This window comes from Geobacillus zalihae (genome assembly GCF_030414215.1).
GTDB lineage: Bacteria > Bacillota > Bacilli > Bacillales > Anoxybacillaceae > Geobacillus > Geobacillus zalihae.
Genome location: NZ_CP129217.1, coordinates 1,173,488 through 1,188,326 on the forward strand (window position 1 = coordinate 1,173,488; position 14,839 = coordinate 1,188,326).

The 14,839-nt window shown below is 54.5% G+C and carries 12 protein-coding genes; all 12 read left to right on the forward strand.

The window, feature by feature from the left end; all coding sequences use genetic code 11:
* The first annotated feature begins 36 nt into the window (after positions 1-36).
* The 12 genes from asd to QWV57_RS06145 all read left to right on the forward strand — a co-directional run bounded on the left by asd (position 37) and on the right by QWV57_RS06145 (position 14,763).
* The gene (gene asd / locus QWV57_RS06090) at positions 37-1,080 is read left to right on the forward strand and encodes an aspartate-semialdehyde dehydrogenase (RefSeq protein ID WP_015374436.1); all 1,044 of its coding nucleotides are present in this window, start codon (positions 37-39) and stop codon (positions 1,078-1,080) included.
* Positions 1,081-1,100: 20 nt separating this feature from the next.
* The gene (gene dapG, locus QWV57_RS06095; protein ID WP_011230776.1) at positions 1,101-2,354 is read left to right on the forward strand and encodes an aspartate kinase; all 1,254 of its coding nucleotides are present in this window, start codon (positions 1,101-1,103) and stop codon (positions 2,352-2,354) included.
* A gap of 5 nt (positions 2,355-2,359) precedes the next feature.
* Complete coding sequence (dapA, locus tag QWV57_RS06100; protein ID WP_015374437.1) at positions 2,360-3,235, forward strand: 4-hydroxy-tetrahydrodipicolinate synthase; 876 nt, start codon at positions 2,360-2,362, stop codon at positions 3,233-3,235.
* A gap of 167 nt (positions 3,236-3,402) precedes the next feature.
* On the forward strand, positions 3,403-5,073 hold the full coding sequence (locus QWV57_RS06105) for a ribonuclease J (RefSeq protein ID WP_063192393.1): 1,671 nt from the start codon (positions 3,403-3,405) through the stop codon (positions 5,071-5,073).
* 117 nt (positions 5,074-5,190) lie between these two features.
* Positions 5,191-5,931 carry a ClpP family protease gene (locus QWV57_RS06110; protein WP_015374439.1) on the forward strand — a complete coding sequence of 247 codons (741 nt, stop codon included), beginning with the start codon at positions 5,191-5,193 and terminating at the stop codon, positions 5,929-5,931.
* The gene (locus QWV57_RS06115; protein ID WP_013145716.1) at positions 5,928-6,152 is read left to right on the forward strand and encodes a YlzJ-like family protein; all 225 of its coding nucleotides are present in this window, start codon (positions 5,928-5,930) and stop codon (positions 6,150-6,152) included. Before QWV57_RS06110 ends, QWV57_RS06115 begins: the two co-directional genes overlap by 4 nt.
* Positions 6,153-6,260: 108 nt before the next feature.
* Positions 6,261-8,591 (forward strand): FtsK/SpoIIIE family DNA translocase, encoded by a 2,331-nt coding sequence (locus tag QWV57_RS06120; protein WP_015374440.1) that lies wholly within the window; start codon positions 6,261-6,263, stop codon positions 8,589-8,591.
* A 209-nt stretch (positions 8,592-8,800) separates the two neighbouring features.
* A complete protein-coding gene (locus QWV57_RS06125) occupies positions 8,801-9,532 on the forward strand; it encodes a GntR family transcriptional regulator (RefSeq protein WP_011230782.1) in 732 nt (243 codons plus the stop codon).
* An 84-nt stretch (positions 9,533-9,616) separates the two neighbouring features.
* Positions 9,617-10,705: a BMP family lipoprotein gene (locus QWV57_RS06130; RefSeq protein ID WP_013145713.1), complete on the forward strand. Its 1,089-nt coding sequence runs from the start codon at positions 9,617-9,619 to the stop codon at positions 10,703-10,705.
* Positions 10,706-11,230: 525 nt separating this feature from the next.
* The gene (locus tag QWV57_RS06135; protein WP_301101365.1) at positions 11,231-12,757 is read left to right on the forward strand and encodes an ABC transporter ATP-binding protein; all 1,527 of its coding nucleotides are present in this window, start codon (positions 11,231-11,233) and stop codon (positions 12,755-12,757) included.
* Positions 12,757-13,803, forward strand: a complete 1,047-nt coding sequence (locus QWV57_RS06140; RefSeq protein ID WP_025951132.1) for an ABC transporter permease — start codon at positions 12,757-12,759, stop codon at positions 13,801-13,803. Before QWV57_RS06135 ends, QWV57_RS06140 begins: the two co-directional genes overlap by 1 nt.
* Positions 13,804-14,763 carry an ABC transporter permease gene (locus QWV57_RS06145; RefSeq protein WP_011230786.1) on the forward strand — a complete coding sequence of 320 codons (960 nt, stop codon included), beginning with the start codon at positions 13,804-13,806 and terminating at the stop codon, positions 14,761-14,763.
* Positions 14,764-14,839: the final 76 nt, after the last annotated feature.

Genomic DNA, 14,839 nt, shown 5'->3' on the forward strand with positions numbered 1-14,839 from the left:
ACTTCTTAGAGTGACGATGTGGAAGGAGAATGGTTGATGGCTCAAAAACAATATCATGTCGCTGTCGTCGGAGCAACGGGGGCAGTTGGGCAGCAAATGGTGCGGACGCTTGAAGACCGGAACTTCCCGGTTGGAAAATTGACTTTGTTGTCATCGGAGCGGTCAGCCGGCAAAAAAATGCGCTTTCGCAGCGAGGAGATCGAAGTGCAGGCGGCATCGCCCGAGCGCTTTAACGGGGTCGACATCGCCTTGTTCAGCGCCGGCGGCGCCGTATCGAAAGCGCTGGCGCCGGAAGCGGTGCGGCGCGGGGCGATCGTGATCGACAATACGAGCGCGTTTCGGATGGAGGAAAACGTGCCGCTTGTCGTTCCGGAAGTGAACGAAAGCGATTTGACGTGGCATAACGGCATTATCGCCAATCCGAACTGCTCGACGATTCAAATGGTCGTGGCGTTGGAGCCGATTCGAAAAGCGTTTGGCTTAGAGCGCGTCATCGTCTCGACGTACCAGGCCGTCTCCGGGGCGGGAGCGCAGGCCATTGAAGAGCTCAACGAGCAGACGAAAGCCGTGCTCGAAGGCAAGCCGGTTGAGGCGAACATTTTGCCAGTGAAATCGGACCGGAAGCATTACCCAATTGCGTTCAACGCCATTCCGCAAATCGATAAGTTTCAAGACAATGGATTCACGTTTGAAGAGATGAAAATGATCAATGAAACAAAAAAAATCATGCATATGCCTGAGCTGAAAGTGGCGGCGACGTGCGTGCGCATTCCGGTGGCGAGCGGCCATTCGGAATCGGTGTACATCGAAATTGAACAAGACGGCGTCACCGCCTCTGACTTGCAGGCGGTGCTCCGCGAAGCGCCGGGCGTCGTGCTTCAAGATGATCCGAGCGAACAGTTGTATCCGATGCCGGCCCATTGCGTCGGCAAGTACGACGTGTTTGTCGGCCGCATCCGCCGCGATTTGGACAACCGCCGCGGCTTCCATCTATGGATTGTCGCTGACAACTTGCTAAAAGGTGCAGCCTCGAACTCGGTGCAAATCGCAGAAAGTTTGTTGAAGCTCGGGCTCATTTGAAAAAGCATCGAGGTGTTAGCATGAAACTCATTGTTCAAAAGTTCGGCGGCACGTCCGTCCGCGACGAGCGCGGGCGGAACTTGGCGCGCCGCCATATTGAACGGGCGTTGGAAGATGGCTATAAAGTCGTGGCCGTCGTATCGGCTATGGGACGTTGCGGCGATCCATATGCGACCGATACGCTGCTTAGTTTGATCGGCGGCGTTCATCACCATGTCACAAAACGAGAGCAAGATATGCTTATGGCGTGCGGAGAAATCATCTCAAGCGTTGTGTTCAGCAACTTGTTGAACGAACACGGCATCAAAGCGACGGCGTTCACCGGCGCCCAGGCAGGATTTTGCACGAACAGCGATCATACGAACGCGAAAATTCTCGAAATGCGCTGCGACCGCCTCCTTGAGGCGCTTCGGCAATACGACGTCGTCGTTGTCGCCGGCTTTCAAGGCATGGCGGAAAACGGCGACATAACAACGCTCGGCCGCGGCGGGAGCGACACGTCGGCGGCAGCGCTCGGCGCGGCGTTAAACGCGGAGTGGGTTGATATTTTCACCGATGTCGACGGCGTCATGACCGCCGACCCGCGCATCGTTGAGAGCGCCCGGCCGCTTGACGTCGTTACGTATACGGAAATTTGCAACATGGCGTACCAAGGGGCGAAAGTGATCCATCCGCGCGCGGTGGAGATCGCCATGCAGGCGAAAGTGCCGCTGCGCATTCGCTCGACGTACTCCGATGCCCCCGGGACGCTCGTCACTTCATCGGTGCGCGGCCGAAAAGGAAGCGATGTGAAAGAGCGGCTTGTCACCGGCATTACGTACGTCGCCGACGTCACACAAATCAAAGTGCTGGCGAAAGAAGGCCACTATGAGCTGCAGTCTGATGTGTTTCAAGCGATGGCCCATGAAGGGATCAGCGTGGACTTTATCAACATTTCCCCGTACGGTGTTGTGTACACCGTGAGCGGCGACATGACGGAAAAAGCGGTGGCCGCCCTGCGCCGCATCGGCTACGAACCGGCCGTGACGCCCCGATGCGCCAAAGTGTCGGTCGTCGGCGCCGGCATTGCCGGCGTACCGGGGGTGACGGCGAAAATCGTCACTGCCTTGTCGGAGCAAGGCATTCAAATTTTGCAGTCCGCCGACAGCCATACGACGATTTGGGTGCTAGTGAAGCAAGACGATATGGAAAAGGCGGTCAACGCTCTGCATGACGCCTTCTGTTTATCCGAGGCGGATGCGGGCGAAGATGAAGCGATTTGGAGCGAGGAGTGAAAACCGTGGTTCAGTTCGGGAACATCATAACGGCGATGGTTACGCCATTTGACCGAAAAGGGAATCTCGACTTGGCAAAAACAACGGAGCTTGTCAACTATTTGCTTGACAATGGCACAGATGCGCTCGTTGTCGCCGGCACGACCGGCGAGTCGCCGACGTTGACGACCGAGGAAAAAATCGCGCTTTTTCGCCATGTCGTCTCCGTCGTCAACGGCCGGGCGCCGGTCATTGCTGGAACGGGCACGAACGATACGCGCGCGTCGATCGAGCTGACGAAAAAGGCGGAAGAGGCGGGCGTCGATGCTGTCATGCTTGTGGCGCCGTATTACAACAAGCCGAACCAAGAAGGGCTGTATCAACATTTCAAAGCGATTGCCGAAAGCACATCGCTGCCGGTGATGCTGTATAACGTTCCAGGGCGCACGTCGGTGAGTCTTGCTCCGGAGACGGTCATCCGGCTGTCCGAAGTTCCGAACATTGTCGCTGTCAAGGAAGCGGGCGGCAATTTGGACGCCATGGCGGAAATCATTGAGCGTACGCCGGACGACTTTTTGCTCTACAGCGGCGACGACAGCTTGACGCTTCCAGTGCTAGCGATCGGCGGTAATGGCGTCGTCTCGGTCGCTTCGCACATCATTGGCAATGAAATGCAGGAAATGATTCGTTCCTTTTTAGCGGGCGATCATCAGAAGGCGGCGGCGCTGCATCGAAAATGGCTGCCGCTCATGAAAGGCTTGTTTGCCGCCCCAAGCCCGGTGCCGGTGAAAACGGCGCTGCAGCTGCGCGGGCTGGACGTTGGTTCGGTGCGCCTTCCGCTTGTGCCGCTTGCCGAACAAGAGCGGAAGGAGCTAAGCCGCCTGCTCGATGCGCTGTCGTAACGAAACGATTCCCCAACGCTTTGCTTGCGCGTTGGGGCCTTTTTTTGCCTTGGCTGTGAAATCCATTGGCTGGTGAATGAACCATCTTGTGTTTTTCAGCATCGATTCGTTATAATAAAAGCAAGTGACTTTGAGCGGGTTAGCATCACAATTGGGAGGACGCAGCCTTGAAATCGAAAATAAAGCCGGTAGAGAAAATACGCATTTTTGCCCTTGGGGGAGTCGGAGAAATCGGCAAAAACATGTATGTTGTCGAATTGGACGAGGACATTTTTGTCATCGACGCCGGGGTGATGTTTCCGGAAGACGAAATGCTCGGCATCGACAAAGTGATCCCGGACATCACCTATTTGATTGAACGGCAGCATCGCATTCAGGCCATTTTTCTCACCCACGGGCACGAGGAGCATATGGGGGCGATCGCCTACGTGCTCAAGCAGCTGTCTGTGCCGGTATACGGAACGAAGCTGACGCTCGGGTTGGCGGAGGCGCTGTTAAAAGAACAAGGGGTGTCGGGCGCAAAGCTCAATGAAGTTCATCCGGATGCGGAGCTCGTGTTTGACAAGGCGAAAGTGACGTTTTTCCGCACGATCCACAGCATCCCCGATTCGATCGGCATCAGTCTGCATACATCGCAAGGTGCGATCGTGTACACGAGCGATTTTAAATTTGACCAAACCCCGTACGGCAACAACCGCACCGACTTAGGGAAAATGGCGCAAATCGGCGAAGAAGGGGTGCTGTGTCTTTTGTCGGACAGCACAAACGCCGAACGCCCCGGCTACAGCGGCTCCGATACGGTAGTCGCCTATGAGATCGCTGACGTGATCGGCCATGCGAAAGGACGCGTGTTTGTTGCCTGCTACGCTTCCAACATCACCCGCATCCAGCAAGTGCTGTACGCCGCCCGCCAATCCGGGCGTAAAGTGGCAGTCATCGGCAAAACGCTGCATAAAGTAATGGACATCGCCGTGCGCCTTGGCTATTTGCACGTTCCAGACAAGGTGACGATTTCTGCGCACGATATCGATCGCTACCATGACCGCGAGCTCGTCATTTTGACAACCGGCGGGCATGGCGAGCCGATGAGCGCGCTTTGGCGCATGGCGCGTCAAGCGAACAAACAAGTGAACATCAAAGAAGGGGATACCGTCATCGTCGCCGCATCCGTCATGCCGGGCTATGAGCTTGGGTTCGCGAAAACGATCGACGCCTTGTATCGGGCCGGCGCCAACGTGATTTACCGCGACCGGCAAGTGCACGTATCTGGGCACGGTTGCCAAGAAGAATTAAAGTTGATGCTCAATTTAATGAAGCCAAAATACTTTATTCCGGTGCATGGGGAATATCGGATGCAAAAAGCGCACGCCCGGTTGGCGAAGGCGGTCGGCATCTCGGAGGAGCGGACGTTTTTAATCGACAAAGGCGAAGTGATCGAGTTCCGCGGCGGTGCCGCCCGCCCCGGCGGCAAAGTGCCGTACGGCAACATTTTAATTGATGGCCTCGGCATTGGCGATGTCGGCAACATTGTGTTGCGTGACCGCCGCTTATTGTCCCAGGACGGCATTTTGATCGCCGTCGTCACGCTGAATAAAGAAGCGAAAACGATCGCCGCCGGCCCGGAAATCATTTCGCGGGGGTTCGTCTACATGCGCGAGTCTGAGACACTGCTTGAGGAAGCAGAGAAAATGGTGGCGGCAATCATCGAGCGCTGCCTTGAATCGTACATGCTTGAATGGTCGTCGTTGAAAGCGAACATCCGTGAAGCGTTAAGCCAGTTTTTATTTGAAAAAACGAAGCGCAGACCCATGATTTTGCCTATTATTATGGAAGTATAATGCAATCATGCTCAAAGTCAACTGGAAAATGCCGGAAACGGTCAGTCGTTGCCGGCATTTTTCTTTTTTCTTTCGGCCATACTAAGCGTATGATCGACAAGAAAGGAGACGAAATGGATGGAGAAGGAACGTTATTTTCAAGCGGAAACCGAGGGCGAACAGCCGGAAACAAAGGCCGAGGAAGCGACTGCGGCCATCACCCAGCTTGGGCAGACGAACGTCCCGCAAATGGATCCCGATACGAACATTCATTGTTTGACGATCGTCGGACAGATTGAAGGGCATATTCAGCTGCCTCCGCAAAATAAGGCGACGAAATACGAGCACGTCATTCCACAGATTGTGGCCATCGAGCAAAACCCGAAAATTGAAGGGCTACTCGTCATTTTAAATACGGTCGGCGGCGATGTGGAAGCAGGGCTCGCCATTGCCGAAATGCTCGCCTCGCTCTCGAAACCGACTGTTTCCGTTGTGCTTGGCGGCGGCCATTCGATCGGCGTGCCGATCGCTGTGTCGTGCAACTATTCGTTCATCACTGAGACGGCGACGATGACGATTCATCCGATCCGTTTGACGGGGCTTGTCATCGGCGTGCCGCAGACGTTTGAGTACTTGGATAAAATGCAGGAGCGCGTCGTCCGCTTCGTGACGAAACATTCGAAGATCAGCGAGGAAAAGTTTAAAGAGCTCATGTTTTCCAAAGGCAATTTGACGCGCGACATCGGCACGAACGTCGTTGGGCCTGACGCCGTTCGGTATGGGCTCATCGATGAAGTCGGGGGCGTGTCCCAAGCGATGGCGAAGCTGCGCGAGCTGATCGCGATGAGGAAAAACGGGGAAGGGAAGATGATCCAATGATTTTGTATACGATCATGCCCGAACATTTGATTTTTCCGGTCGATGCCGCTGTTTATGAGAAGCGGAAAATGGTGTATTACGATGGCATTCCGTTTCTCGTCCAATCTGTCGAAACGGGAGAATATGAAATCGTACAAAACTTAAGCACGAATCCGTTCCATTTTTTAAACGCCAAATATGCGCCTGGGGCGCGATTTCCGGCTTCTCTGGCAACATCGTAATGAATTGTTCAGCCGTTCATGATATAATAGTAAACAAACGGAAAAAAGCAGCCATTGTTGGCTGCTTTTTTCCGGCTTGCCAATTCATTCATGCTGGAGTGAACGATCATGGCGAAACGAAAGCGAAGAAGAAAAGGGAAACCGTCAAAAACACAGCCATGGACGGAAACCATCCGCTTTGAATTGATCGGACTTGGCTTGCTCGCGGTCGCTGTCGTTGCGATGGCCCGCCTCGGGCTTGTCGGGGAGACGCTCGTGCTTGTGGGCCGCTTTTTTTTCGGCGAATGGTACATGCTATTAGTAGGCGGACTTTTCCTATTATCGCTCATCGTCATGTGGCGGCGGGAGTGGCCGTCATGGACGGGCCGCCCGTTTGTCGGCGCTTCGTCCATCGCCGCGGCGCTTCTGCTTTTGAGCCATGACAAGCTGTTTGAACTCATGTCGCGGCGCGGCGAGCTTGATCCGAGCATCATTCGGACGACGTGGGGGCTGTTTTGGAACGAAGCAAGCGGCAAGGCGGCCGATGTGGATTTAGGGGGCGGAATGGTCGGCGCCCTGTTATTTGCCGCCAGCTACCAGCTGTTCGATTCGCCCGGGACGAAATGGATTTGTTTCCTTCTGTTCATCGTCGGCTTTGTCGTGCTGACCGGGAAATCGCTGCGCGAGACGGCCGGCAAATGGGTTGCTTTTGCCGCAGCGTTTGTGCGAAAAGAATGGTTGGCGTTTGTCGAAGATATCAAGCAATGGCGGGCGGGGAGGAAGCGCAAGGAAAGCGGCGGCCGAAGCCGACGCTCGCGGCGGGCGGCCGCAAAGCGGGAAGACGAGCCGGCTGAAGCAAGCAGCGTCGAGCCGGATGAGGAATTGCTTTCCCCGCCGCCGATCATTTCCGATTTTGCCGCAGTCCGGTCGGCCGCTGAGCCGGAAGAAGAGAAGAATCCACTGGTGGAAGGCGACAGTGGGGGGGAGGAGGACAAACCGGCGCCGCCGCTTGCGTTTTCCGAGCATGAAAACACCAATTACGACCTGCCGCCGCTTGATTTGCTTCGCCTGCCGAAGCCGGCCGGGCAATCGGCCGATCATGCGAACATTTACGCCAACGCGCGAAAACTGGAGAAAACGTTCCAAAGCTTCGGCGTCAAGGCGAAAGTGACGCAAGTGCACCTCGGTCCGGCGGTGACGAAATATGAAGTGTATCCGGACGTCGGGGTGAAAGTGAGCAAAATTGTCAGCTTAAGCGACGATTTGGCGCTCGCTTTGGCGGCGAAAGACATCCGCATTGAAGCACCGATCCCCGGCAAGTCCGCGATCGGCATCGAAGTGCCAAATGAAGAGATCGCCACTGTTTCGCTGCGCGAAGTGCTGGAAGCCATTGAGCATACACGGGACAAGGCGAAGCTTTTGATTCCGCTTGGGCGCGACATCTCCGGTGAAGTCGTCGCTGCAGAACTAAACAAAATGCCGCATTTGTTGATCGCCGGCGCGACCGGCAGCGGCAAAAGCGTCTGCATCAACGGCATTATCGTCAGCCTGCTCATGCGCACGAAGCCGCATGAGGTGAAGCTGATGATGATCGATCCGAAAATGGTGGAGTTAAGTGTGTACAACGGTGTTCCTCATTTGTTGACACCGGTCGTCACCGACGCGAAAAAAGCGGCCCAGGCGCTGAAAAAAGTCGTCCAAGAAATGGAGCGGCGCTACGAGCTGTTCTCGCATACCGGCACGCGCAACATTGAAGGATATAACGAGCATATCCGCCACCATAACGAAACGGCGTCGGAACAGCAGCCGCTTTTGCCATACATCGTCGTGATCATCGACGAATTGGCCGACTTGATGATGGTGGCTTCCTCGGATGTGGAAGAGGCGATCACCCGTTTGGCGCAAATGGCGCGCGCCGCTGGCATCCATTTGATCATCGCCACCCAGCGCCCGTCGGTGGACGTCATCACCGGCGTCATCAAAGCGAACATTCCGTCGCGCATCGCCTTCAGTGTATCATCGCAAATCGACTCGCGCACCATTTTGGATATGGGCGGGGCGGAAAAACTGCTCGGCCGCGGCGATATGCTGTTTTTGCCGATGGGGGCCTCAAAACCAGTGCGCGTCCAAGGGGCGTTTGTCTCCGACCAAGAGGTGGAAGACGTCGTTCGGTTTGTCATCGGACAGCAGCAGGCGCAATATTATGAGGAGATGTTCGTCGAAGACAGCGAACCCTCTTCCTCAGCCCTTGAAGACGAGTTGTACGATGAGGCGGTCCGTCTTGTCGTTGAAATGCAAAGCGCCTCCGTCTCGATGCTGCAACGCCGCTTCCGCATCGGTTACAATCGCGCCGCTCGGCTCATTGATGCCATGGAGGAGCGCGGCGTCGTCGGCCCGTATGAAGGAAGCAAGCCGCGCGCTGTTCTTTGGTCGAAGGAAGATTTAAAAAAGACATCATAAATGAAAAAAAGGGCGGGCGAAAAAAGCCTGCCCGCTCAATCATACATCTTATTGGAAGCGTTGCCAATCCTATTTCTTTTTCTTCGACAAAATTTGATATCACCTATTTATTTGCCCAGTAAAAAATGATATAGTAATCTCAAAAAGGTTATATGTCTAATGTCAGAGGTCTGATCTTAACGCAAATGCGTAACACGGAGGACGTTGTCATGTCAATCAAATCAGACAGCCGCCACCTTTACTTGCAAGTGATTGATCGCATCAAGCGCGATATTGAAACGGGAGTGTACAAAGAAAAGCAAAAACTGCCGTCCGAGTTTGAACTCGCCAAACAGCTTGGCGTCAGCCGGGCGACATTGAGGGAAGCGCTCAGGGTGCTTGAAGAAGAAAACATTATCATCCGCCGCCACGGCGTCGGAACGTTTGTCAACGCCCGTCCGCTGTTTACGTCCGGCATCGAGCAGCTCTCAAGCGTCACGGATATGATTCGTCAAGCGGGGCGCAAGCCAGGAACGATTTTTTTGTCTTCCTCCATCCAACAGCCGACGGAAGACGATATGCGCCGTTTCCAATGCCGGCCGGACGAGAATTTGCTGCTCATCGAGCGGGTGCGCACCGCTGATGGAGAGCCGGTCGTTTATTGCTTGGATAAAATTTTATGCAAATATTTGCCCAAAGGGATCTCTTATGAGCAAGAGTCGTTGTTTGAAAACTTGCACAACCAAACGCATCGCGACATCGCCTATGCGGTCGCGCGCATCGTGCCGCTCGGCTATCATGAAAAAGTGTCGCCGATTTTGCAATGCGACCCGGAAACGGCGCTGCTTGTGCTCAAGCAAATGCATTTCGATAAAAACGATGAGCCGATTTTTTATTCCGTCAACTACTTCCGCTCCGACAAGTTCAGCTTCCATGTCATGCGGAAGCGGTTCAGCTTTTAAGGGGGTGAAAAGGGTACATAGAAAGAAGCCGGAAGTTTCATACTAAATAAAGGAACCAATTTTCAAAGCAGGGGGTAGTGATGGATGAAAAAGCGAATGGGATTGCTTTTGTCCACTTTGTTCGCCGCCAGCACGCTGCTTGCCGCTTGTGGCGGTCAAGGGGGAAATAATGCCGGGGGCGGAAAAGACACGTTCAGCGTCGCCATGGTCACCGACGTCGGCGGCATTGACGACAAATCGTTCAACCAGTCGGCTTGGGAAGGGCTGCAAAAGTTCGGCAAAGACAACGGGCTTGAAAAAGGCCGCGGCGGCTACGACTACTTGCAGTCATCGAGCGACGCTGACTATGCCACGAACTTAAACAAGCTTGTGCGCAGCGACTTTGACTTGATTTTCGGCATCGGGTATTTGATGGGCGACGCGGTGAAAGAAGTCGCGAAGCAAAACCCGAAAAAACATTTCGCCATCGTCGACACGGTTGTTGACGAGCCAAATGTCGCCAGCATCACGTTCAAGGAGCATGAAGGCTCGTTCCTTGTCGGTGTTGTCGCCGGGCTAATGACGAAAACGAATAAAATCGGCTTTGTCGGTGGGATGGAGATTCCGTTGATCGAAAAATTCGAAAGCGGATTCCGCGCCGGCGTGAAAGCGGTCAATCCGAAGGCGACTGTGGAAGTGCAATACGCCGGGGCGTTCGACCAAGCGGATAAAGGGAAAGCGATCGCCTCGAGCATGTACGCGTCTGGCATCGACATCATCTACCATGCAGCTGGAGCGACTGGGAACGGCGTCTTCTCGGAAGCGAAAGATTTGAAGAAGAAAGATCCGAACCGCGAAATTTGGGTCATCGGTGTTGACAAAGACCAAGCGCCGGAGGGAGAAGTGAAAGTCGGCGGCAAAACGTACAACGTAACGCTCACTTCGATGGTGAAGCGCGTCGACGTCGCTGTCTATGACACGGCGAAACGGGCGAAAGAGGGCGACTTCCCGGGCGGCAAAACGATTGAGTACGGGTTGCCGGAAAATGGGGTTGGCATTGCCCCGACGCAAGACAACATTCCGGAGAACGTGTTAAAAACTGTTGACGAATGGAAGCAAAAAATCATCAAAGGCGAAGTGAAAGTTCCGACAAACCGGAAAGAGTACGAGCAATTCGCTGCGACGATCAAGTGACGAATAACGGCGAAGAAGGCTAGCGCGAGCCGCTAGCCTTCTTCAAAATCGTCAACTACCCCCACTTCGCGAACGCTTGAAGTGGGGGCTTGCAACTCCCCAGAAGTGCAAACGGACTTCGTCCTCCTTCCTTGACTTGGGGTTGCATCAGGGGGCAGGTTGACGACTACCCAACGATGCAGGTCATGCCTGCATCGTTGCCGATTCTCTCGGTGTGTCTGTTGGCAGTACTTGGCTTCCACACACAACAGACGGACCTACGCTCGATGTTTGACGGTTGCAGCGTTTCCTGCAACCAACTCCATCCATCGAGCAGCCGTTATGGGAGTGCCTTTATTGAACAGTTTTCTCCACGCCTTTATTCGATCATACACAAAAGAAAGGGGGAACGCGCATTCCTCTCCCACTTACTCCCTTTGGTCGTTGAAGTGGGAGTCTCCTGCGCGAAATAGGATGAAGGGCGGCTGTTTCGCTGTCGCCTTTCATTTTGTGATTTTGACCTTGCTTGAGTAAGGAGTGAATGGCTTGGAATACGTGATTGAAATGCTCAATATCCGCAAGGTGTTTGGCACGTTTGTCGCCAATGACAACATTACGCTGCAAGTGAAAAAGGGGGAGATACACGCTCTGCTTGGCGAAAACGGGGCCGGCAAATCGACGCTCATGAACGTGCTGTTCGGTTTATACCAGCCGGACGGCGGCGAAATCCGCGTGAAAGGAAAGCCGGTGCGCATCACCGACCCGAACGTCGCCAATGATCTTGGCATCGGCATGGTGCATCAGCACTTTATGCTCGTCGATACGTTCACCGTGACGGAAAACATCATCTTAGGCAGCGAGCCGACGCGGGCCGGAACGATCGATATGAAGCGGGCGGAGCGGGAAGTGCGCGAATTGTCGGAACGATATGGACTCGCGGTCGATCCGACAGCGAAGATCGCCGACATTTCCGTCGGCATGCAGCAGCGCGTGGAAATTTTAAAGACGCTTTACCGCGGCGCCGATATTTTGATTTTTGACGAACCGACAGCGGTGTTGACGCCGCAGGAAATTCGCGAGCTCATGCAAATTATGCGCACGCTCGTCCGCGAAGGAAAATCCATCATTTTAATTACACACAAACTTAAAGAAATTATGGAAGTGTGCGACCGCGTCACCGTCATCCGCCGCGGCAAAGGAATTGCGACGCTCAATGTGGCGGAGACGAATCCGAACGAACTGGCGGCGCTCATGGTCGGCCGCGAGGTGCAGTTTACGACCGCTAAGAAACCGGCTGAGCCGGGAAAACCGGTGTTGGAAATTAAAGACTTAGTCGTCAAGGACGCGCGCGGGATCAAAGCGGTCAACGGTTTGAACTTGACGGTGCACGCCGGCGAGATCGTCGGCATTGCTGGAGTCGACGGCAACGGCCAGACCGAGCTCATTGAAGCCATAACCGGCTTGATCAAAGCTGAATCAGGGACAATCCGCCTCAACGGCCGAGACATTACGAATTTGCCGCCGCGCAAAATCATCGAAGCCGGCGTCGGCCATATTCCGCAAGATCGGCATAAGCACGGGCTTGTCCTTGACTTTCCGATCGGCGAAAACATGGTGCTGCAAACGTACTATCAGCCGCCGTACTCGAAACGGGGTCTGTTGAATTTTCAAGCCATTTACGAAAAAGCGCGCCAGCTCATCCGCGAATTTGACGTGCGCACGCCGGATGAATATACGAAGGCGCGGGCGCTATCGGGCGGAAACCAGCAAAAAGCGATCATCGGCCGTGAAGTCGACCGCGACCCGGACTTGTTGATCGCCGCCCAGCCGACGAGGGGGCTTGATGTTGGAGCGATCGAATTTATTCATAAGCGGCTCATTGAACAGCGAGACCGCGGGAAAGCGGTGCTGCTCGTCTCGTTTGAGCTTGGCGAAGTGATGAACGTCAGCGACCGGATCGCTGTCATTTATGAAGGAAACATCGTCGCCATCGTTGATCCGAAAGAAACAACCGAACAGGAGCTCGGGCTGTTGATGGCTGGAAGCAAACGGAAGGAAGCAGGTGTGTCGTGATGAAGTCGAATCGTCTCCAGCAATTTTTGATACCATTGTTGGCCGTTCTTCTTGGCATGATCGCCGGTTCGATCGTGATGCTTGCAAGCGGCTACAACCCGATCGCTGGGTTTTACGCTCTCGTGTACGGGGCGTTTGGCGATACGTACTATATCGGCGAAACGATCCGCCAGACGACGCCATACATTTTAACGGGCTTGGCGGTGGCGTTTGCCTTTCGCACCGGCTTGTTTAACATCGGGGTTGAAGGGCAGCTGATCGTCGGCTGGCTCGCTGCCGTCTGGGTCGGGGTGTCCTTTGATTTGCCCAAAATCATCCATTTGCCGCTTGCCTTGTTGGCCGCCGCGTTGGCCGGGGCGCTATGGGGCTTGATTCCGGGTGTGCTGAAGGCGTATTTAAAAGTGCACGAAGTCATTATTACGATCATGATGAACTATATTGCTTTGCATGTAACGAACGCCATCATCCGTTCCGTTTTGTCTGATGAGGGATTTAAATCAAAGCCGGTGAAAGAAAGCGCATCGCTTCACTCCGACTTTTTTGATGCCATTACGCATCATTCCACCATGCATTACGGCATTTTCATCGCTGTCGCCGCCGCATTTGTCATGTGGTTTTTGCTTGAGCGGACGACGAAAGGGTTTGAGCTGCGGGCGGTCGGTTTCAATCAGCATGCGTCACAGTACGCGGGCATGAATGTGCGCGCCAACATCATTTTAGCGATGGTCATCTCCGGCGCTTTTGCCGGCGTCGCCGGGGCGATGGAGGGGCTTGGCACATTTGGAAACATCTCGACGAAAGCCGGCTTTACCGGCCTTGGATTTGATGGCATCGCGGTTGCCTTGATCGGAGGAAACAACGCGTTTGGCATTTTGCTCTCCGCCTTGTTGTTTGGCGCCTTAAAAGTCGGGGCGTTGGAAATGCCGTCAAGCGCCGGCGTGCCGACCGAACTCGTCGATATTATTATCGCGCTCATCATTTTCTTTGTTGCATCCAGCTACATGATCCGCTGGCTGTTATCTCGTTGGCAAAAGGGGGCGGAGTAAGTGAGCGTGTATGACGTCTTGCAAACGATTGTCCCGACAACGATTTTCTTTGCGGCTCCTCTCATTTTCACCGCCCTTGGCGGCGTGTTTAGCGAACGGTCCGGCGTCGTCAACATCGGGCTTGAAGGATTGATGACCATCGGCGCGTTTGTCGGCATCGTCTTTAATTTGACGTTTGCCGATCGGTTTGGCGAATGGACGCCGTGGCTTGCCTTATTGGCTGCCATGGTGGTCGGCGCTGTATTTTCCCTGCTGCACGCTGTCGCGTCGGTCACATTTCGCGCCGACCAAGTCGTAAGCGGGGTGGCGATCAACTTTTTGGCGCTTGGTCTGTCGCTGTTTTTAGTGAAGAAAATGTACGGCAAGGGGCAGACGGACCAAATTCAAGTTGGGTTTGACAAAATTGACGTGCCAGTGTTAAGCGACATTCCCGTCATCGGGCCGCTGTTGTTTTCCAACGCGTACGCGCCGTCGTATATCGCCATTGCGCTGGCGTTTGTATCATGGTATGTCATTTACAAAACGCCGTTTGGCCTGCGGCTGCGTGCGGTCGGCGAACATCCGATGGCGGCGGATACGATGGGGATTCATGTCGCCAAAATGCGCTACATCGCTGTCATGATCAGCGGCGCGCTCGGCGGCTTGGGCGGTGCGGTATACGCGACGATCATTTCCCGCGATTTCAGCCATGCGACGATTTCCGGGCACGGATTTATGGCGCTTGCGGCGATGATTTTCGGCAAGTGGCATCCGATCGGCGCGATGGGGGCGGCGCTCTTTTTCGGGTTGGCGCAAAGCTTAAGCATCGTCGGGCAAACGATTCCGTTCTTGAAAAACGTCCCGACCGTTTACTTGCTCATCGCCCCGTATGCACTCACGATTTTGGCGCTGGCGGGCTTCATCGGCCGCGCTGAGGCGCCGAAAGCGGCTGGCACGCCATACATCAAAGGAAAACGGTGATGAAAGCGGCTGTCCGAAAAACGGACGGCCGTTTTTGCTGAATGGAATGATTTGCATTTTTCCATTGGCAAAAGGT